The organism is Micromonospora vinacea, assembly GCF_015751785.1.
Classification (GTDB): domain Bacteria; phylum Actinomycetota; class Actinomycetes; order Mycobacteriales; family Micromonosporaceae; genus Micromonospora; species Micromonospora vinacea.
Window position 1 is genome coordinate 3,103,154 of the sequence record NZ_JADOTY010000001.1, and the last position, 20,182, is coordinate 3,123,335.

The 20,182-nt window shown below is 71.3% G+C and carries 18 protein-coding genes; 11 read left to right on the forward strand and 7 right to left on the reverse strand.

The features are described from left to right. Window positions 1-10: 10 nt before the first annotated feature. Both IW249_RS14910 and IW249_RS14915 read left to right on the forward strand, forming a co-directional pair. Window positions 11-1,084, forward strand: a complete 1,074-nt coding sequence (locus IW249_RS14910) for an NAD(P)-binding domain-containing protein (protein ID WP_196921313.1) — start codon at window positions 11-13, stop codon at window positions 1,082-1,084. Window positions 1,085-1,275: 191 nt separating this feature from the next. Next, window positions 1,276-1,557: an adhesin gene (locus IW249_RS14915; protein WP_091393621.1), complete on the forward strand. Its 282-nt coding sequence runs from the start codon at window positions 1,276-1,278 to the stop codon at window positions 1,555-1,557. A gap of 9 nt (window positions 1,558-1,566) precedes the next feature. Here IW249_RS14915 and IW249_RS14920 read toward each other — a convergent pair whose 3' ends face one another. Beyond that, a complete protein-coding gene (locus tag IW249_RS14920) occupies window positions 1,567-2,637 on the reverse strand; it encodes a beta family protein (RefSeq protein WP_196921314.1) in 1,071 nt (356 codons plus the stop codon). A gap of 91 nt (window positions 2,638-2,728) precedes the next feature. Here IW249_RS14920 and IW249_RS14925 point away from each other — a divergent pair, with 91 nt between their 5' ends. From IW249_RS14925 to IW249_RS14940, 4 genes are all read left to right on the forward strand, one after another. Beyond that, complete coding sequence (locus IW249_RS14925) at window positions 2,729-3,607, forward strand: sulfotransferase domain-containing protein (RefSeq protein WP_196921315.1); 879 nt, start codon at window positions 2,729-2,731, stop codon at window positions 3,605-3,607. 248 nt (window positions 3,608-3,855) lie between these two features. Beyond that, a complete protein-coding gene (locus tag IW249_RS14930; protein ID WP_196921316.1) occupies window positions 3,856-4,248 on the forward strand; it encodes a cupin domain-containing protein in 393 nt (130 codons plus the stop codon). Between the two features lie 42 nt (window positions 4,249-4,290). Further along, window positions 4,291-6,093 carry a glycoside hydrolase family 15 protein gene (locus IW249_RS14935; RefSeq protein WP_196921317.1) on the forward strand — a complete coding sequence of 601 codons (1,803 nt, stop codon included), beginning with the start codon at window positions 4,291-4,293 and terminating at the stop codon, window positions 6,091-6,093. A 256-nt stretch (window positions 6,094-6,349) separates the two neighbouring features. Then, window positions 6,350-7,735, forward strand: coding sequence for a pectate lyase (locus tag IW249_RS14940; RefSeq protein WP_196921318.1), 1,386 nt, complete (start codon window positions 6,350-6,352; stop codon window positions 7,733-7,735). A 51-nt stretch (window positions 7,736-7,786) separates the two neighbouring features. On the opposite strand, the gene IW249_RS14945 is transcribed toward IW249_RS14940, so the two are convergent. Both IW249_RS14945 and IW249_RS14950 read right to left on the reverse strand, forming a co-directional pair. Further along, window positions 7,787-8,977, reverse strand: a complete 1,191-nt coding sequence (locus tag IW249_RS14945) for a threonine synthase (RefSeq protein ID WP_196924797.1) — start codon at window positions 8,975-8,977, stop codon at window positions 7,787-7,789. Window positions 8,978-8,991: 14 nt separating this feature from the next. Further along, the gene (locus tag IW249_RS14950) at window positions 8,992-10,041 is read right to left on the reverse strand and encodes a DNA polymerase ligase N-terminal domain-containing protein (protein ID WP_196921319.1); all 1,050 of its coding nucleotides are present in this window, start codon (window positions 10,039-10,041) and stop codon (window positions 8,992-8,994) included. A 94-nt stretch (window positions 10,042-10,135) separates the two neighbouring features. Here IW249_RS14950 and IW249_RS14955 point away from each other — a divergent pair, with 94 nt between their 5' ends. From IW249_RS14955 to IW249_RS14965, 3 genes are all read left to right on the forward strand, one after another. Beyond that, window positions 10,136-10,924, forward strand: coding sequence for an aldo/keto reductase (locus IW249_RS14955; RefSeq protein ID WP_196921320.1), 789 nt, complete (start codon window positions 10,136-10,138; stop codon window positions 10,922-10,924). 126 nt (window positions 10,925-11,050) lie between these two features. Then, the gene (locus IW249_RS14960) at window positions 11,051-11,203 is read left to right on the forward strand and encodes a hypothetical protein (protein ID WP_196921321.1); all 153 of its coding nucleotides are present in this window, start codon (window positions 11,051-11,053) and stop codon (window positions 11,201-11,203) included. Continuing rightward, window positions 11,203-12,168: a golvesin C-terminal-like domain-containing protein gene (locus IW249_RS14965; protein WP_112582243.1), complete on the forward strand. Its 966-nt coding sequence runs from the start codon at window positions 11,203-11,205 to the stop codon at window positions 12,166-12,168. Before IW249_RS14960 ends, IW249_RS14965 begins: the two co-directional genes overlap by 1 nt. A gap of 55 nt (window positions 12,169-12,223) precedes the next feature. Here IW249_RS14965 and IW249_RS14970 read toward each other — a convergent pair whose 3' ends face one another. Then, on the reverse strand, window positions 12,224-13,348 hold the full coding sequence (locus tag IW249_RS14970) for a glycoside hydrolase family 12 protein (protein WP_196921322.1): 1,125 nt from the start codon (window positions 13,346-13,348) through the stop codon (window positions 12,224-12,226). Between the two features lie 300 nt (window positions 13,349-13,648). Between IW249_RS14970 and IW249_RS14975 the strand changes: the two genes are divergently transcribed. Together IW249_RS14975 and ctaD are read left to right on the forward strand one after the other, a co-directional pair. Beyond that, complete coding sequence (locus IW249_RS14975; RefSeq protein WP_196921323.1) at window positions 13,649-14,755, forward strand: FAD-dependent monooxygenase; 1,107 nt, start codon at window positions 13,649-13,651, stop codon at window positions 14,753-14,755. A gap of 130 nt (window positions 14,756-14,885) precedes the next feature. Beyond that, entirely contained in the window at window positions 14,886-16,646 is a 1,761-nt protein-coding gene (gene ctaD / locus IW249_RS14980) for an aa3-type cytochrome oxidase subunit I (protein WP_196921324.1), read from the forward strand. 319 nt (window positions 16,647-16,965) lie between these two features. Here ctaD and IW249_RS14985 read toward each other — a convergent pair whose 3' ends face one another. The 3 genes from IW249_RS14985 to IW249_RS14995 are packed head-to-tail and all read right to left on the reverse strand — an operon-like array spanning window position 16,966 to window position 20,166. Beyond that, complete coding sequence (locus IW249_RS14985; protein WP_196921325.1) at window positions 16,966-18,213, reverse strand: MFS transporter; 1,248 nt, start codon at window positions 18,211-18,213, stop codon at window positions 16,966-16,968. A gap of 40 nt (window positions 18,214-18,253) precedes the next feature. After that, window positions 18,254-18,835: an isochorismatase family protein gene (locus IW249_RS14990; protein WP_196921326.1), complete on the reverse strand. Its 582-nt coding sequence runs from the start codon at window positions 18,833-18,835 to the stop codon at window positions 18,254-18,256. A gap of 44 nt (window positions 18,836-18,879) precedes the next feature. Further along, window positions 18,880-20,166: a nicotinate phosphoribosyltransferase gene (locus tag IW249_RS14995; protein WP_196921327.1), complete on the reverse strand. Its 1,287-nt coding sequence runs from the start codon at window positions 20,164-20,166 to the stop codon at window positions 18,880-18,882. Between the last annotated feature and the right edge of the window lie 16 nt (window positions 20,167-20,182).

The window sequence follows — 20,182 nt, forward strand, 5'->3', positions numbered from 1 at the left end:
TGCAGCCCACGTGGACACGCACTCCGCGGACGTCGTGGTGATCGGCGCCGGGCAGGCCGGCCTGAGCGCCGGTTATCACCTGCACCGCACCGGCTTCGCGCCCGACAGCGGCTTCGTCATCCTCGACGCCGACAACGGGCCCGGCGGCGCCTGGCAGCACCGCTGGCCGACGCTGGTCTTCGACCGGGTGCACGGCTTCCACGACCTGCCCGGGCTGCCACTCCCACCCACCGAGCCACAACGCCCGGCCTCCGAGCAGGTCCGCGCCTACTTCGCCGCGTACGAGAGAGCCTTCGACCTGCCGGTACGGCGGCCGGTGCGGGTCCGGGCGGTGCGCTCCCGCCCCGACGGCCGGCTGGATGTGCACACCGACCGGGGCACCTGGACCGCCCGGGCTCTGATCAACGCCACCGGCACCTGGACCCGACCGTTCTGGCCCCACTACCCGGGCCGGTCGACGTTCCGGGGACGGCAGCTGCACACCGCCGACTACCGAGGGCCGGCCGAGTTCACCGGCCTTCGCGTGGTGGTGGTCGGTGGCGGCACCTCGGCCGTGCAACTGCTCGGCGAGGTCTCCACCGTCGCGGCGGCCACCACCTGGGTGACCCGGCGACCGCCGACGTTCAACGACGAGGAGTTCGGCCCGGAGCTGGGCCGCGCCGCGGTGGCCCGGGTGGACGAGGCGGTCCGGGCCGGCCGACCGCCGGGCAGCGTGGTGGGCGTGACTGGGCTGCCGGTCACCCCCGAGGTACGCCGACTTCGCGAGCGCGGCGTCCTCGACCGGCTACCCATGTTCGACCGGATCACGCCCGACGGGGTGGCCTGGACGGACGGGCGGTTCGTGCCGGCGGACGTGATTCTCTGGTGCACCGGATTCCGGGCAGCCATCGACCATCTCGCCCCGCTGGGCCTGCGCACGCCGGGCGGCGGTATCACGATGGACGGCACCCGCGTGGCCGCCGACGCGCGGGTTCACCTGGTCGGGTACGGCCCCTCGGCCAGCACGATCGGGGCCAACCGGGCCGGCCGCGCGGCGGTCACCGAGATTCGCGCCTGGCTGGCCCCGGCCGCCGCTCTCCACTGACCTGGCTCTATTTGACGGATGCCCGGTGAGCGGGCACGGTGGGAGAGACGGGGCCGTCAGCTGCCCCGATTCGATGCGACGGCGACGACCGTTCGCCCTCTGTCGCCTCCCACGTGTGCTCGTACGCGGGCCGACTGTCCGGTCCGCGCGGTATCCGACCGCGAGCCGAGAATCCACGAGGAGTTCCACACATGCTCACCATGACCGATAACGCCGTGCTCGTCATTCGAGACCTCGCCAACCAACAGGACGTCGCCCAGGACGGCGGGGTGCGGATCGCCGCCGACACCGAGGCCGGCTCGCTCACCGTCGAGTTGGTGCCCGAACCGGTACAGGGCGATCGGGTGGTGGACAACCAGGGCGCCCGGATCTTCCTGGACGAGGACGCCGCCGAACTGCTCGGCGACGCGTCGGTGGACGCCACCGTCGACGACGAGGGCATCATCCAGTTCGGCTTCACCGAGAAGCAGTAGACCCGACCCTCACCGCAGCGATCGTCCCCGCTGCGGCGGCGGACCCTGCCCGGGGTGCCACTTCGACGCGCCGTCGCCGGCCGGGTGCAGCAGAGTTCCGAGCACGTGGGCCAGGTGGTGCGAGGTGCTCCAGGCCGCCCAGTTGGCGGCCGAGCCGGCGCCGGCACCCCTGCGGGCCCGGCGCAGCAGCTCATGGTCGCCCCAGGAGAACGCCGCCCCGGCGGTTGGCCAGTGCGGTGCCGACACCAGCGTGCGACACAGGTCGGCGAAGCGGTCGTCGCCCCGGCCACCGCGTCGCGCCCAGCGGTAGACCCACCAACTGCCGTCGTCGGTGTATCGCACCGTCGGCAACCGGTCGCCGGGGTCACCGGTGCCCGGTGCGGCCGGGTGGACGCCGTAGTCGCCGTAGTCGACCCCGGTGTCGGCCAGCCGTCGCCACAGTTGCCAGTCCCAACGGTCCAGCTGGACCGGCTCGTCGGTGGGCAGCCGGGACAGCGTCGGCGGCATGCCACCCGCCGCCACCGTCACCGACCGCCAGGCGTGTCGGCGCGCCCAGTCGAGCAGGTGGCGTACCCGGGGCTCGGCGGTCCGCACGTCCGCCGGGCAGCACACGTCCCCCGCGTCCACCAGCAGGTCGCACTCTTCAGGGGCGAGGTCGGTGAACCGCCAGATCCGTTCCACGGCGGTGGTGCTCGCGTCCGGCCCGGCCCGGTCGTGGCCGGCCCGCAGCCGGACGAGCGCGCGCCGGCCGTACGCCCGCGCCGCCGCGCCGTGCGCGACCAGCCGGTGGTCGCTCTCGGTGAGCCCGATGACCGGCACCACGGGTACGCCCCAGCGGGTCAGTTCCGCATCGGGGATGTCGGGCAGCGCGCTGACGTCGATGGCGGGCAGCAGCCCGACTGGTAACCGCCGGATGGTGTCCATCATGGACCGGTCGATCGCGCCGATCTCCAGGATCGGGGCGACCAGTGCGGCGTGTGCGGGATCGAGGTGGCTCAGGGCCTCAAGCTCGCCTCGTCGGCTGGCGAGGATGGGACGGTAGACCGGTGCGGCCGCCCGGTCCCCGTGGGCGGGCACCATAGTTCAATCTAGCCAGGCATACGCACATCCCCCACTGATGTAAGCCGGAATTCGGCTGCTGCACTGTCGGTTCGACGACTACCATCCACCGATGCCCACGCCACGTCACCGTTACCGGTCCGACGACGAGGACAGCGCACGGTGGACCGGCTTTCCGTTTCGCGACGGCGACATCGTGATCAGCACCCGGTCCAAGAGCGGTACCACCTGGATGCAGATGATCTGTGCGCTCCTGGTGCTGGGCACCCCGGACTTGCCGGCGCCGCTGACAGTGCTGTCGCCCTGGCTGGACTGGTTGGTTGAGCCGCGGGACGCGGTGTACGACCGGCTGGCCGCACAGCCGCACCGGCGGTTCATCAAGACGCACACCCCACTGGACGGGGTGCCGCTCCACCCTCGGGTGCACTACGTGGTGGTGGCGCGGCATCCGCTGGACATGGCGGTCTCCCTCTACCACCAGGGCGCCAACCTGGATCGGGAACGCATCGCCGAGTTGACCGGCCAACCCGCCTCGACCGGTTCACCCGGTGAGCGGCCCGCGGTGCGGGAGTGGTTGCTGAACTGGGTCGACCGCGAGGCGGATCCCCGCGCCGAACTGGATTCGCTGCCCGGCGTGCTGATGCACCTCGGCGACGCGTGGGCCCGTCGGCACGAGCCGAACGTCGAGCTGGTGCACTACGACGACCTGCTGGCCGATCTGGGTGGTGAGATGCGCCGGCTCGCCGACAGATGGAAACTCCCGAGCCCGGGGCCGGAGTTGGTTGCGGCGGCCACCTTCGGTCGCATGCGGGAGCGCGCCGACCGGCTCGCACCGGACACGCTCGGCGTGCTGCGGGACCGGCGGGCGTTCTTCCGTCGGGGAGGCTCGGGTCAGGGGCGTGATCTGCTGGACGAGGCCGCGCGGGCCCGCTACCAGGAACGGGTCGCGGCGCTGGCCCCGCCCGACCTGCTCACCTGGCTGCACCGCTAGGGCCTGCCAGCGCACAAGAGCGCACGGCGCCGTTTCGACAGTGGTCGGAACGTCGCCGTGCTCTGGCCGTCTCCCACCACCGCAGCCGTTCGGCGGTACGTCGGCGGGGACCTGGCTCGACCGGCCCTTCATGCCGGTCTGCGCTCTCGATCCCCGGTCGGGACGAATCCAAACCCACTGACCGTGGGGAATTCCACCATTCGCCAGTCCCGGCGTGGTGTGCCGCCGGACGGGGTATGAGCGTGGACATGGAGCATTTCACTATCGCGACCGTCGCCGAGAAGAGCCCGGATTTCCGGCGGGTGCTGTGGACCGGTGAGCACACCCAGCTGGTCATCATGACCATCCCCGCGGATGGAGAGATCGGCGAGGAGGTGCACGAGGACATCGACCAGATCCTGACCTTCGTCAGCGGCGTCGGAGAGGCCCGGGTCGCCGGTGCGAAGCGGAAGGTCGCCGCAGGTGACCTGGTCGTGGTCCCGGCGGGCACCAAGCACAACTTCGTCAACACCGGCCCCAACCCGCTGGTGCTGTACACGGTCTACGGGCCGCCGGAGCACGCCGACCAGGCCGTGCACAAGACCAAGGAAGAGGCCGACGCCGCCGAGGCGGCGGGCGAGGACGAGCCACCGACCGAGTGAGCTGTCCCGCCTGATCCGGGCCGATCCGGGTACCCCCAGCGGGTGGAGGAGCAGCAGCCGGCGATCTCCGACTACGGGTTCCTCTCGGACTCTCGTTCGGGTGCCCTGGTCGGCAAGGACGGCTCGATCGACTGGTGGTGCCCGCACCGGTTCGACGGGTCGTCAGTGTTCGCGCGGCTGCTCGACCCGGGAGCCGGCCACTTCCGGCTGGCGCCGGTCGGGGTCGGCGGCCGGGGTCACCGGGTGGAGCGCGCGTACCTGCCGGACACGTTGGTGCTGCGGACCGTGCACCACACCCCGCACGGCAGCGTGGCGGTCACCGACGCCCTGGCCGCCGAGGTCGGCGCCCGCGCCCACGAGCTGGGCAAGAACTCACCCGCCGTGCTGATCCGGGTGGTCGAGGGGCTCTCCGGGCGGGTACGGATGGCGTTGGACTTCGCGCCCCGCCCGGAGTATGGCCTGCTCACGCCGTACCTGCACGAGCAGCCGGACGGCGGGGTGCTGGCCGGGGCCGGCCCGGTGGTGCTGGTGTTGCGCGCCGGAGGTCTGCATCTGCGGGCGGGCACCGACCGGGTGAGCCACGAGTTCGAGGTCTCCGCCGGTCAGGTGATCGGGATGGACCTCGCGTTCGGCGAGGCGTACGGCGACCCGCCGGCCCGGATGGACCCGCTGACCACCCTCGCCGAGACGACACAGGCGTGGCAGGCGTTCCGGGAGACGCACGGGTACTCCGGCCGCTACCCCGAACTCGTCAAACACAGCTCGACGGTCCTGACCGGCCTCACGTACGCCCGCAGTGGCGCTGTCGCCGCCGCGCTCACCTCATCGCTGCCGGAGCGGATCGGCGGCGACCGGAACTACGACTACCGCTACTCCTGGCTGCGGGACTTCTCGTTGACGATGCGGGCGCTCTGGGTGGCCGCCTGCCCCGACGAGGCGTCCCGGCTGTTCGCCTGGGTGACCCGCTCGATCGGCCGGTTCGGCGATGAACCCGTGCCGGTGCTCTTCGGGCTGGAGGGCGAGCGCGACCTCTCCGAGCATCACTGCAACCACCTGCGCGGCTACCGCGGCAGTCGACCGGTGCGGGTCGGCAACGACGCCTGGCGGCAGCGGCAGCTCGACGTGCCGGGTGAGGTGATGTCGGCGGTGTGGCGGCTGCGCGACTACCTGGGCGCGCGGTTCGAGGACGAGCTGCGGGAGATGGTGCTCGGGCTGACCGAGCAGGTGGCTGCGACGTGGCACCTGCCGGACCGGGGCATCTGGGAGACCCGCGACGAGGAGCGCCACTACGTCTCGTCCAAGGTGTCCTGCTGGCTGACGATGGACCGGGCGGTGGGGCTCGCCGACCGGCTCGGTGATGGGGCCGACCCCCGTCGCTGGGCCCGGGTGCGCGACGAGATCCGTGAGACAGTGCTGCGCGAGGGGTGGAACGACCGGATCGGGGCGTTCACCGGCGCGTTCGGGTCGGCGGAGCTGGATGCCTCGGTGCTCGCCCTGCCGGTCACGCACTTCCTGCCGGCCACCGACCCTCGGATGCGCTCGACCATCGCGATGGTCGAGCGCGAGCTGGGCACCGAGGACGGCCTGCTGCGACGCTGGACCACCGACCCGGCCGGATTCCTGCTGTGCTCGTTCTGGCTGGTGGAGTGCCTGGTGATGATGGGTGAGCAGCAGCGGGCCGAGGCGCTCTTCGAGCGGGTCGTCGGGCACTCCAACGACGTGGGGTTGTTCAGCGAGCAGATCGACCTCACCACCGGCGCGCAGCTGGGCAACACTCCGCAGGCGCTCTCGCACATCGGGCTGATCAACGCGGCCTGGCGGATCACCGAGCCGGAGAGCTACTGATCGGTCGGCGGGCGGCCCGGCCGGAATCCTGCAACAGACCTGCAAGCGCCAGGCATTGACGTTGATGCTTGGGCGGTCCTAGCCTCGAAGGAGCGGGAAAGCCCTTTCCCCAGGGCTTTGATCCCGCTTCACCCCGCTTCGGATCCGGGCGTCCGGCGGGGGCGCACACCGATCCCGTTCAGCGCAGCACGCCGTGCCGACACGTCTCGGTACGGCCGCCGAGGGATCACCACCACATGCGTCAAGGAGGACACCTGTGCAGAAAAGACGACTCTCCGGCCGCCGACCACTCCTGCTGGCGGTGGGTGCCGGGGTGACAGTTGCGGCCCTCGCCGCCGGTATGACCTCGGCCTTTGCGGCCACCGTCTTCAGCGACGACTTCACCGACGGCGACACCTCCGGCTGGTCCAAGTCCGGTGGCACCTGGACCGTCGACGGGTCGGGCGTGCTCAACCAGTCCAACGCCGGCAGCGAGCTGGCCCGGCAGTTCGCCGGCCAGACCAGTTGGACCAACTACTCGGTGCAGGCCCGGGTCCGGCCGACGAGCTTCGGCTCGTCCAGCGCCCTGGTCGGGCTCGCCGCCCGCTCCACCAGCAGCACCAAGATGTACCGGCTGGCCCTGCTCGGCTCCGGCCGGGCCGAACTCCAGGCGGTCAACGGCAGCTCCGTCACGGCGATCGGTTCCGCCTCGATCGGCGTCGGCGCCGGCACCTGGTACACACTGCGCATCGAGACGAGCGGCAGCACCATCCGCGGCTTCGTCAACGGCACCCAGATCGCGTCCGGCAGCAACAGCCTGGCCGGCGCGGGCCGGATCGGCCTGGTCACCGCGTACGCCAGCGGCGGCTTCGACGACGTGGTGGTCGACTCGTCCGGCGGCGGCAACCCGACCACACCGCCACCGACCACCACTCCGCCACCCACCACACCGCCGCCGACCACCACACCTCCGCCGACCACCACACCTCCGCCGGCTGGCTGGCCGACGCCCACCGGCAGCCAGAAGGTGGACGCCACGATCCCGGTCTCCGGCTCGTTCGACGGTGGGCTCAAGCGCTACTACGGCATCGGTGACGGCGGGCAGAGCGAGAGCCAGGACCCGATGTTCGAACTGGCCGCCGGCGCCACCCTGCGCAACGTCATCATCGGCGCCCCGGCCGGCGACGGCGTGCACTGCGAGGGCAACTGCACCCTGATCAACGTCTGGTGGGAGGACGTCGGCGAGGACGCGGCGACCTTCCGCGGCGGCACCACGTACACAGTCGACGGCGGCGGGGCCCGCTCCGCCAGTGACAAGGTCTTCCAGCACAACGGCTCGGGCACCGTCTACATCAAGAACTTCCGGGTGGAGAACGCCGGCAAGCTCTACCGCGCCTGCGGCAACTGCTCCACCTCGTACCAACGGCACGTGGTGATCGACAACGTGACCGTCCGGAACACCGACGCGATCGCCGGCATCAACACCAACTGGGGCGACACCGCCCGGTTCAGCCGGATCACCATCGTCGGCGACCCGGACCGGGAGACCTCGATCTGCGTGAAGTACAAGGGCGTGCCGAAGGGCAGCGAGCCGACCGAGATCGGCGAGGGCGCCGACGGCGTCAACTGCCTCTACTCACCCTCGGACATCACCTACCAGTAGACCGGCACGACGGCACCCCGCGGACCGCCCGGCCCGCGGGGTGCCGCCAGGTCACCCCATCAGGGGTACGCCGGAGACGTCGACAGTGTCCGGATACTTCAGCCCGGCGCCGGTGTTGAGCACCACCACCCGCTCGCCGGCCCGGATCCACCCGCCCGCGCGCAGCTGCCGTGCCGCGGTGAGGCAGGCCGCCCCCTCCGGGCAGAGCAGCAGCCCCTCCCGGGTGGCGAAGTCCCGCAGGTCGGCCAGGATGTCCGCGTCGTCGACGGCGACGGCCGTGCCGGAGGACTCCCGCAGCGCAGCCAGGATCAACTCGTCACCCAGCGGGGCCGGCACGGTGATGCCGAACGCCACAGTGTGCGCGTCCGCCCACGGCTGCGCCCGATCCTCACCGGCGGCGAACGCCCGCACGATCGGCGCGCAGCCGGTGGACTGCACCGCCACCAACCGGGGCAGCTTGTCGCCGATCCACCCCAGCTCGCGCAGCTCGTGCAGCGCCTTGTGGATGCCGATCAGGTCGACCCCACCACCGGTCGGATAGATGATCACGTCGGGCGCCTGCCAGCCGAGCTGCTCGACGATCTCGTACCCCATCGTCTTCTTGCCCTCCAGCCGGTAGGGCTCGCGCAGCGTGCCGGCGTCGAAGATCGCCCCGTTCGACTCCGCGATCAGCTCGGCCACCCGCCGACCGGCGTCGCCGATCAACCCGTCGATCAGGCGCAGGTCGGCACCGGCGGCGACACACTCGCGCCGGCAGATGCTCGGTGCCGCCAGCGGCATGACGATGGTGGCGCCCATCCCGGCCCGCGCGGCGTAGGTTGCCCAGGCCGACCCGGCGTTGCCGTTGGTGGGCATCGCGATCCGCTCGACGCCCAGCTCACGGGCCCGGCTCACCCCGACCGCCGCGCCCCGGGCCTTGAACGAGCCGGTCGGGATCAGCCCCTCGTCCTTGACCATCAGGTCCGCGATGCCGATCTCGGTGCCGTACGACGGGGCGCGCAGCAGCGGCGTCCAGCCCTCACCCAGCGTGGTGACGTGCCGAGGGTCGGCGACCGGCAGCAGCTCCCGGTAACGCCACAGGTCGGCCGGGCGCAGCGGAAAGCGTTCCGGGGTGACCGCCTTCGCCACTGCCGCCAGGTCGTAGTGGGCCAGCAGCGGTGATCCGCACTCGCAGAGGTTCTGTAACCGGTCGGCGGCGTACTCCTTGCCGCAGCGCGGGCAGTCCAGGTGGGTCAGGTACACGTCGCTCCTCGCCGTCACGTCGCGTCGATGCTCAGCCAGTGCCGGCTGCGCCGCCCCGGCTGGTAGACCGAGTCCAGTCGCTTGGCGAGCACACCTGGCAGGCCCTGTTCCTGCCCGGCACGCAGGGCCTCGTCGCCCGCGCCCGGGAACCACGGCGGAGTCTGCCAGTGCGTACCGGCCAGGACCAGCCCATCGAGCAGCTCCCGGCGTTGCGCGTACGGCACGCCGACACTGCTCACACCCTCCAACCAGAGCAGGTCGACGATCAGGTACTGGGCGCCGGCCGGGACCCTGCTGCCGGTGGCCGGCCGGACCGGGCGGACCCGCCCGGCACCGTCGATGCGGACCAGAACACCGTCGAGCACCGCCTCGGTGGGCGCGAGGGCCTCGGCCATCGCGCGCAGCCACGGGTACCCGCCGGTGATCTCCTCGTCGGTCTCGGAGAGCAGCCGCAGCCGCCCGCCGGAGACGTACGCCATCGCCCGGACACCGTCCCAGCGCAGCTCGTACCCCCACGCGGCCCGGTCGCGGGGGAGCCCGGCGGCGGGCGTGGCGTGCATCGGTCGGACCAGATCCGGCATCGCTGTCCAGCCCGGCGGCGCGGGGTCGGTGCGGCGGACCATCCAGTCCCGCCCGCCCGTGGCGAAGAGGACGTAACGGCCGGCGGTCCGCTCACCGGAGAGCGTCACGATCACCTCGTCGTCGCGCCACTTCTCGCAGCGGTAGGTGCCCCGGTCGTGGATCAGCATCCGGCCGCCGCCGTACTCGCCGGCGGGGATCTCGCCGGCGAAGTCGAGGTACTCCATCGGGTGGTCCTCGGTGTGCACGGCGAGGTGGTTGCGACCCGGATCGCGGGGCAGACCGCGTGGCACCGCCCAGGACGCGAGCACCCCTTCGCGCTCCAGGCGCAGGTCCCAGTGCAGGCTGCGGGCGTGGTGCTGCTGGATGACGAAGCGGGCGACGCCGCCGTCGGGGCCGGCCGGCAGCGGGCGCTCCGCCGGCACCGGCTCGGGCGTGCGGGCCGCGTCCCGCCGTCGCCGGTACTCCTCCAGCCGGTCGGTCACAACCACATTCTCCGGCAAACCGGACCGGTGCGCTGGACGCCGGAGTGTCCGGTTCGCTCGGCGGCCGGGGGCGCGGCGGGGTAGAACGGACCTCATGGACCTCACCGACCAGCCCACCGTCCTGCTCCCCGGTGACGTGCGGATACCCCTGCTCGGCTTCGGCACCTGGCAGGCCACCGGCCAGGCCGGTTACGACGCCGTGCTGGCCGCGCTGGACACCGGCTACCGGCACGTCGACACCGCCACCGTGTACGGCAACGAGCGGGAGGTCGGCCGGGCGGTGCGCGAGAGCGGGCTGCGTCGGGAGGACCTCTTCATCACCACCAAGCTCCCGCCGGACCGGGTGGGCCGGGAGCGCGCGACGCTGGAGGCCAGCCTGGAGGCGCTCGGCGTCGAGCACGTGGACCTCTGGCTGATCCACTGGCCGCCGTCGTCGCCGGGGGACAGCATCCCGCTCTGGCGCGAGCTGCTCGCCGCCCGGGACGAGAACCTGGCGCGGGCGGTCGGGGTGAGCAACTACAGCACCCCCGAGATCGACGAGCTGATCCAGTCCACCGAGGAGAACCCGGCGGTCAACCAGATCCGGTGGAGCCCGTCGCTGTACGACAGGCAGCGGCACGCCGAGCACCGGGACCGGGGGGTGGTGCTGGAGGGGTACAGCCCGTTCAAGACCAGCGACCTCAGTGACCCGGTGCTGACCAGGATCGCCAGCGCGCACGGCGTCTCCCCGGCGCAGGTGGTGCTGCGGTGGCACATCGACCACGAGATCGTGGTGATCCCGAAGTCGGTGACCCCGGAGCGGATCACCGCCAACTTCGACGTCTTCCACTTCTCGCTCACGGCCGAGGAGATGCGCGACATCGACGAGCTCGGCGAGGTCTGATTCGGCGGTTTTCTTCAGCCGGCGACCCGGCGATGAAGGGTATCGACATCGACGTACGTGACGGTATAGCGTGCCCGTCATCACGTTCGTCGATCCGTTCGTACCCGCCGTCGCTGGAGGATCGCCATGACCCGAACCCCGTCCATCCGTCTGCGCCGCCGTGGGGTGCTCGGCATCCCCGCCCTGGTCGTCGCCGCACTGACCGTCGTCGCCCGACCCGCCGCGGCGAACGCCGCGCCGAAGGCCGAGTGCCTCGCCGACCTGCTTCAGGACGCCTGATGGCGACGATTCCCTGGCTGGTGGACGTGCTGCGCGCCGCCGGGGTCCAGGTCGTGGTCGAGGGGGACTGGCTCAACCGGATGCGGCCCGGCTCCTTCGACCCGATCGGTGTCCTCTGGCACCACACCGCCTCGACCTCCAGCGCCAGCAACCCGCACCCGGCGCTCGGCATCTGCATCAACGGCCGGTCCGACCTGCCGGGGCCGCTGTGCCAGGCGCTCGTCGACTACAACGGCGTCTTCCACGTCATCTCCGCCGGCCGGTGCAACCACGCCGGGGTCAGCGGCGGCAGCGGGCCGATCCCGGCCGGGGACGGCAACACCCTGATGATCGGGTGGGAGATCGACTACAACGGCGTCAACCAGGAGATGACCGCCGCGCAGTACAACGCGTCGCTCGCCGCCACCGCCGCCGTGCTCACCCGGCTCGGCCGGGACAGCAGCTACGCCCGGGGCCACCGGGAGACCAGCACCACCGGCAAGATCGACCCGTCCTTCATCGACCTGAACGTCATGCGCGCCGACGTGGCGGCGAGGATGGCCGGCGGCGGCACCGCCTGGTCCTCCACCGTGGACAACACCACCAGCGGCCGGTTCACCGCCAGCGCCAACTGGGGCGTGTCGTCGTACTCCAGTCAGCGCTACGGCGCCGACTACCGGTACGCGGACCCGGTCGCCGCCAGCGATGTCGCCTGGTACCGGTTCAACGTCCCGGCCACCGCCAACTACCGCGTCGAGGCCTGGTGGCCGGCGAACTCGGGCTACAACAGCGCGGCGCCCTACATCGTCGCCACCAGTACCGGCAACCAGACCGTCCGCGTCGACCAGCGGGCCACCGGCGGGCAGTGGCGCATCCTCGGCACGTTCACACTCCCGGCGGGCGACGCCAACCGGGTGGGCGTGAGCCGGTGGAGCAACGCCACCGGCCTGGTCGTCGCCGACGCCGTACGCCTCACCCGCGTCTGACAGTGATCTCGTGAGTGGTGGGGGCGCGACCGCGTGGTCGCGCCCCCACGACAGGTCAGGAGCGGGAGCAGGTCGCCCCGTTGAGCGAGAAGCTGGTCGGGGACGAGTAGCCCCCGCTCAGCGTTCCCTGGTAGCCGAAGCTGGCCGTGCCGCCGGGTGCGACCGACCCGTTGTGGCCGACGTTCCGGGCGGTCACCGTCGACCCGCTCTGGCTCACAGTGGCGTTCCAGGCGTTGGTGACCTGCTGCCCGCCGGGCAGGCCGTAGGTCAGCGTCCAACCGTTGATCGCGCTGGAGCCGGTGTTGGTGATCTGCACGTCGGCCGTGAAGCCGTTGTTCCACGAGTTCGCCGTGTACTTCACCGCGCAGCTCGCGCCACCGCCCGGCGGCGGCGTGGTCGGCGGCGGCGTGGTCGGGTTACCGCCACCGTTGACGTTGGCCGAGAACGAGGTCACCGCGAGGCCGACGCCACCCTGCCAGGGCTCGAAGCCGGCCTGGATGCTGGTCAGGTACCAGGAGTTGGTGATCGCGCCTCGGTTGCGGGTGTCGTTGATGAAGTCCAGCACGCTGAAGTTCAGGCTGGAGACCGCCGACGACGCGACGTAGGAGATGACGTTGTTGGAGCCGTTGCTGCCCCGCCAGACCTCCCAGGTGCGGCCGGCCAGGTTCGTGGTGCCGACGACCGAGCCGATGGGCTGGATCGGGCCCTGCCGGTTGAGCCAGATCATGATCTCCATCTGGTTCACCCCGTCCCGCTTGGGCGACGGGTCCAGCCAGATGTCGTACGACGCGTTGTAGGTGGCGCCGCTGACGTAACGGTAGGAGATGCTGCTGGTGGCGCTGCTGATCTGGCTCACCTGCATCGGCAGGTTCGTGCCGGGGGAGCAGTTGGTGTAGTGACAACCGAAGAACACCGAGGGGTACGCCGTGGGCGCCCCGTTGGTGGGGCTGCTGCCGTTCAGGGTGGTGATCTCGAAGCCGTTGCTGGTGGCGTTGATGCACTGCTGGGCGGTGGTGCCCCAGCGGTTGTTCTGCACCACGTAGCGGCCCTGGATGGTGGTCGAGCCGTACTGTTCGCAGATCAGGGTGTCGGCGGAGGCGCTGCCGCCGAGGGCCACTGCCACCAGCGAACTGGCGACCAGCAACCCGGCGGCGGCCAGGGCCCGAAGTTGACGTTTCATGACGCTCCTTGACTCGGCGCGTGCCGGGCGCCGGATGTGGTGGGGTACTGCGGGAGCGCTCCCACGCTCAACGACACATTTACATGTCTGAAACTGCTACGCAACCGTCCGCGTCGAACTGGTGAATTGTGAGGATTGCCATGCCCCCGCCGGACGGATGGCGACGGACGGCCAGCCAAGCGGTGCGGGCCGCCGACGAGCGGCGGGGTGCGGACCGATCGGGCCTGGTGTGCGCCGATCGCTCCGAGTAGCGTGTTGCCTCCAACGCGTGCCGCTCCCCCTCCGGAGGCGTACACCACCATGGGTGGCTCCCCCCTGCGCATCCTCGTCGTCGGCGCGGGCATCGCCGGCCTGGCCGTAGCCCGGGCGCTGCGCCTGGCGGGCTTCCGGCCCGACGTCACCGACAAGCTGCCACCGGGGGAGTCCACCGAGACCGGCCTCTACCTCCCCGGCAACGCCGCCCGCGCACTGCACCGCCTCGACCTGCACGACCCGGTCCGGCCGACCGGGCAGGTGATCCACCGGCAGCGGTTCTTCGACGCCGCAGGCGCGCAACTCTGCGAGGTCGACCTCGACGCCCTCTGGGCCGGCGTCGGCGAGTGCCGCGCACTGCCCCGGGCCGACCTGCACCGGGTGCTGCTCAGCGGTGCCGGCGGCGCCGTCCGACACGGCGCCGAGGTCCGCACCCTTGACCTCCTCCCGGGCGCGGTCGGCGTCACCTTCACCGACGGCACCACCGCCGAGTACGACCTGGTCATCGGCGCCGACGGGCCGCGCTCGTCGGTTCGTGCGCTGGCGGCGCTCGGTGGGCCGCCCCGCCCGGTCGGGCAGGTGGTCTACCGGGCCGTCCTGCGCGACGGTCCACCGGTCACCGAGTGGACCGCACTGCTCGGCCAGCGGTCCGGGTTCCTGATGGTGCCGATCGGTGCCGGTCGACTGCACCTCTACGCCGACGAGGCCGGCACCGAGGAACCCGCCGACCCCCTCGCGCGGCTGCGGGAGCTCTTCGCCGACTACCGCGGCCCGGTCCCCGAGGTGCTGGCGGCGCTCGACGAAGTCCACGTCGGGATCACCGACGAGGTGGAGCTGGGCCGCTGGTACCGGGGACGCGTCCTGCTGGTCGGCGACGCCGCCCACGCCACCGCGCCGACGCTGTCGCAGGGTGCGGCCATGGCGTTGGAGGACGCCGTGGTGCTGGCCGAGTCGCTACGGGCCGCCAACAGCGTGGAGGCGGCGCTCATGGCGTACGAGAGTCGTCGCCGTCCGCGTACCCGATGGGTGCGGGACCGGACCCGGGACCGCAACCGGACCAGGGACGTGCCGCCGGCGCTGCGCGACCCGCTGCTGCGCGGACGCGGCGACCGTATCTTCGGAGAGCACTACCGCCTCCTGCTCGGCCCGCTGTAGGCCCGTAGTAGATCGTGTCACGCCACCCCACGCGGCGCTGCGACCTGCCGGGGACTATCCTCCTTGCGGATGACGGCCCGCCGATAACCAGCGTGTGCCGAGCGGGACAACCGAGAACCGGAGGCCACTCGTGACCACCGTCGCACCCAAGCCGGTCGTGACCCGGCCCTGGCCGGTCCGGGAGCCGGTCAAGGGGTCGGCCATCGCGCGGCTGCTGCGAACCACGGACGCGAAGCAAATCGGGATCATGTACATGGTCACCGCGTTCGTGTTCTTCATGATCGGCGGCCTGATGGCCCTGGTCATGCGGGCTGAGCTGGCCCGACCCGGGCTGCAGTTCCTGTCGCCCGAGCAGTACAACCAGCTGTTCACCATGCACGGCACGATCATGTTGCTGTTCTTCGCGACGCCGATCGTGTTCGCGTTCGCGAACTACATCGTGCCGATCCAGATCGGCGCGCCCGACGTCTCCTTCCCCCGACTGAACAGCTTCGCCTACTGGCTGTACCTGTTCGGCGGCACGATGGCGACGGCCGGGTTCCTCACCCCGGGTGGCGCCGCCGACTTCGGCTGGTTCGCTTACGCGCCGCTGAGCAGCGTCGAGCACTCGCCCGGCGTCGGCGCCAACATGTGGATCATGGGTCTGGCCATCTCCGGTCTGGGCACCATCCTCGGCGCCGTGAACATGATCACCACGGTGCTGACCCTGCGCGCGCCCGGCATGACCATGTTCCGGATGCCGATCTTCACGTGGAACATCCTGGTCACCAGCCTCCTGGTGATCCTGGTCTTCCCGCTGCTGGCCGCCGCGCTGTTCGCGCTCGCCGCGGACCGCATCCTCGGTGCGCACGTGTACGACCCGGCAACCGGTGGGCCAATGCTCTGGCAGCACCTGTTCTGGTTCTTCGGGCACCCCGAGGTCTACATCGTGGCGCTGCCGTTCTTCGGCATCATCAGCGAGGTCATCCCGGTCTTCTCCCGCAAGCCGATCTTCGGCTACAAGGGTCTGGTCGCCGCGACCGTCGCGATCGCCGCGCTCTCCATGAGCGTCTGGGCGCACCACATGTTCGCCACCGGTCAGGTGCTGCTGCCGTTCTTCAGCTTCCTGAGCTACCTGATCGCCGTGCCGACCGGTATGAAGTTCTTCAACTGGATCGGCACCATGTGGCGGGGCCAGATCAGCTTCGAGACGCCCATGCTCTGGGCGGTCGGCTTCCTGGTCACCTTCCTCTTCGGTGGTCTCACCGGTGTGCTGCTGGCCAGCCCGCCGATCGACTTCCACGTGTCGGACTCGTACTTCGTGGTGGCGCACTTCCACTACGTGCTCTTCGGCACCATCGTGTTCGCGGTCTTCGCGGGCATCTACTTCTGGTTCCCGAAGATGTTCGGCCGGATGCTCGACGAGCGCCTGGGCAAGGTGCACTTCTGGCTCACCATGATCGGCTTCCACACCACGTTCCTGGTGCAGCACTGGCTCGGTAACGAGGGCATGCCCCGTCGGTACGCCGACTACCTGCCCAGCGACGGCTTCACCACGCTGAACACGATCTCCACGATCGGCGCGTTCATCACCGGTATCTCCACGCTGCCGTTCATCTACAACTGCTGGAAGTCGTACAAGACCGGCCCGGTGGTCGAGGTGAACGACCCCTGGGGTCACGGCAACTCGCTGGAGTGGGCGACCAGCAGCCCGCCGCCGCTGCGCAACTTCGACCGGATGCCCCGGATCCGCTCCGAGCGGCCGGCGTTCGACGCGAAGTTCCCGGAGTTGGCCGCCGGTGGTCAGAGCCTGGCCGGCCCGCCGGAGGGTGGCGCCAAGCCGCTCACCAGCGAGTCGGACGGCGGCGCCAGCTACCGCGAGGACACCGCGAGCGACGTCGACAGGCACTGACGCTCAAGCTCAGCAGTACGACGGGCGCCGCCCCCGGGACACCGGGAGCGGCGCCCGTCGCCATGTCGAGCCACTGCCACTCCCGCGCCTCGCCTCGTTTCGGCCTGGCTCGGCGTCTGCTCGGCTCCAGGCAAGGCATGTCCCTAGTGAGCGTGATGTCTGTGAGTCATCACGATGACTCACAGACATCACGCTCATCAACATGTATGCCTACCGGCGGAGCGCCCCGACCGGACGCAGCGTCGCCGTCGCGGTCAGACAGCGCCGTGCGGCGACCGGTAAGGGACGCGGACCACCAGTTCCGGTGTGGGTGCAGCCGTCAGCGGGCGGCGGGGGTGAGGTCGGCCTCGACGGGCGGCGGGGTGGCCGCGTCGGCGTTGCGGCGACGGCGCAGTTCGATCGGGAGCACCACCAGGGTGACCAGAGCGCCGAGCGCGCCGGTCACCACGAAGCCCCAGAGCGGTGCGCTGGCGTCGATCACCGCGCCGGCGAGTGGCGCGCCGATCGCGATGCCCACGGTCACGGCGGAGCCGTGCAGGCCCATCGCCTCACCGCGTACCTCGGCCGGAACCAGGCGGCTGACCGCGTCCGAGCCGGCCGCGATGGTCGGCGCGCAGAGCGCGCCGGCGGGGATCAGCGCCAGGCACAGCAGCCACCAGTGCGCACCGCCCAGCCCTACCGGGATGGTGCACACGGCCAGCGCGGCGGTCAGTGCCAGCGGGGAGAACGAGCGGTGCACGGCCCCGTAGGCGAAACCGCCGGCCAGCGAGGCGACCGCCCAGATGGCCAGGACCGCGCCGGTCCAGCCGACCTCGCCGCTGGCCCGCAGGACGGCGACCACCGCGACGTCGGTGCCACCGAGCACCAGGGTCGCCGCGGCGCTGAGCGCCAGGACGGCGAGCAGCCGGGGTGACAGCCACTCCCGGCGCGGCACCCGGCGTTGTGGGCCGGTGGGCTCGGTGGCCTCCCGGATCGGTGGGTTGACCACCCACAGGGCGATCCCGGCGGCGACGATACCGCCACCGACCAGATACATGGTGGTCTGCGCCGAGATCGCGGTGACCAGGGCCACCGCCAACGCCGGGCCGATCATGAAGGACAGCTCCACCGACATCGAGTCCAGTGCGTAGGCCGGGCGGCGTTGGTCATCGGGGACCAGCGCGGCGATCGACTGACGGACCACGGAGAAGATGGGCAGGGCCAGGGAGCCGGCCACGAAGGCGGCCGGCAGGAGCACGGGGTACGTCAGTGAGGGCGCGGTGGACCAGAAGATCGCCTCGGCGATCCCGGTGAGTACCAGGACCGGGCGCAGCCCTCGCCGATCCACGAGTCGACCGAGCAGCGGCCCGCCGATCGCCGCGCCCACTGTGACAGCCGCACCCACCAGGCCGGCCGCCCCGTAGCCCCGATCGAGGTCGAGCACCACATGGAAGGTCAGCGTCACCCCGGTCGCGGTGAGCGGGATGCGGGCGAGGACGGCGACCACCAGCAGCGACCGCAGGCCGGGCAGGGCGAGCGCCCGCCGGTAAGGCTTCATGTTCACGTGGGTCCGTACCTCCGGCGACATCCTCGACCGGCGGCGGCCCCTTGGCCAACCAATTAACGCCTCATGCGGCCCTGATCACAGGCTGGCCTTGCATGACCACCCCGGCGCCTTCCATCGCCCGGAGGGCCACGTCGGTGGTCGCCGGGGCGACGGCGGCGGTCAACTCGAGCAGCACTGTGGTGGCGAAGCCCTCCCGGGCGGCGTCCAGCGCGGTCGCCCGGACGCAATGGTCAGTGGCGATGCCGACCAGGTCGACCCTGTCCACGTCGTGTCGGCGCAGCCAGTCGGCCAGGCACTCGCCGTCGCCCGCATGCCCCTCGAAACCGGAGTACGCCGCCGCGTGCTCGCCCTTGTGGAAGATCGCCTCGACCCGGTCCGTGTCGAGTTCCGGGTGGAACTCCGAACCGCTGGTGCCGACCACGCAGTGCCGGGGCCAGGACTCCACGAAGTCCGGCGGATCGCCGAAGTGGGCACCCGGGTCGACGTGGTAGTCCTTGGTGGCGACCACGTGCGCCCACCGGTCCGGCTCGGCGGCGAGCAACCGGGAGATCCCGGCGGCCACCCCTGCGCCGCCGGCGACAGCCAGCGAGCCGCCCTCGCAGAAGTCGTTCTGCACGTCCACGATGATCAGCGCGTTGGCCATCGGGGTTTCCTCTCTCCGTGCGGTCGGTGGCGCTCGGGGGTGCCTCAGCCTGCGGGTACGACGGTGACCGGCACGGCCGGGTCGCCAGCCGACAGCTTCAGCCCCTCCCACGGGATGGAGATCAGACACTCCCGCAGGTGCTCCCGCGACTCGTCGAGGGTGGGCAACGTCACCGGCTCACCGGCCACCACGTACGACTGCTGGAGCAGGCGGTCGTTGGGCTGCCGGTCCGGAACGCCCTGCGGGACGATGACCTCCTCGGTGGCGGTGCCGGTCGGCTTGTGCCGGCGGACCGCGACCTTCCGGCCGCCGATCGTCGCCTTGTGCTCGGAGCGCTTCACCACCGGCCGTCCCTCGACCTCGACCAGCTTGTAGACCAGCCCCGCGGTCGGTGCCCCGGAGCCGGTGACCACTGCCGTGCCGGCGCCGTACATGTCCACCGGTTCGGCGGCCAGCGCGGCGATCGCGTACTCGTCCAGGTCACCGGAAACGATGATCTTGGTCTCGGTGGCGCCCAGCGAATCGAGCAGCTCCCGGGACTGTTGAGCGATCACCGCGAGGTCACCGGAGTCGATCCGTACCGCCCGCAGTTCCGGCCCGGCCACCGCTATCGCGTTGCGGATGCCCTGGCTGATGTCGTACGTGTCGACCAGCAGCGTGGTGTCCTTGCCCAGCGTGGCGACCTGCGAGGCGAACGCCGCCCGCTCGTCGTCGTGCAGCAGTGTGAACGCGTGCGCCGCGGTGCCCGCCGTCGGGATGCCGTAGCGCTCACCTGCGGCGAGGTTGGACGTGAACCGGAACCCGGCCAGGTACGCGGCCCGCGCCGCGGCCACCGCCGCCTCCTCGTGTGCCCGACGCGACCCCATCTCGATCAGTGCCCGGCCCCGCGCCGCGGTCACCATCCGGGCCGCTGCGGCCGCCACCGCGCTGTCGTGGTTGAGGACGGACAGCGCCAGCGTCTCCAACACCACACACTCGGCGAAGCCGCCGGAGACGGTGAGGATCGGTGAACCGGGGAAGAACAGCTCACCCTCGGCGTACCCGTCGACGTCGCCGGTGAAGCGGTAGTCGGTGAGCCACGCCGCCGCCGTCTCGTCGACCACCCCGGTACGCAGCAGGAACTCGACCTCAGCGCTGTCGAACCGGAAGTCGCGGATCAGCTCGATCAGCCGGGTCGTCCCGGCGACCACGCCGTACCGGCGGCCGCTCGGCAGCCGGCGGCTGAACACCTCGAAGACACACCGGCGATCGGCGGTGCCGTCCTTCAGTGCCGCGCTGACCATGGTCAGCTCGTAGTGGTCGGTCAGGAGCGCGGGGCGGTGGATGCTCACCGCCCCAGCCTAAGGT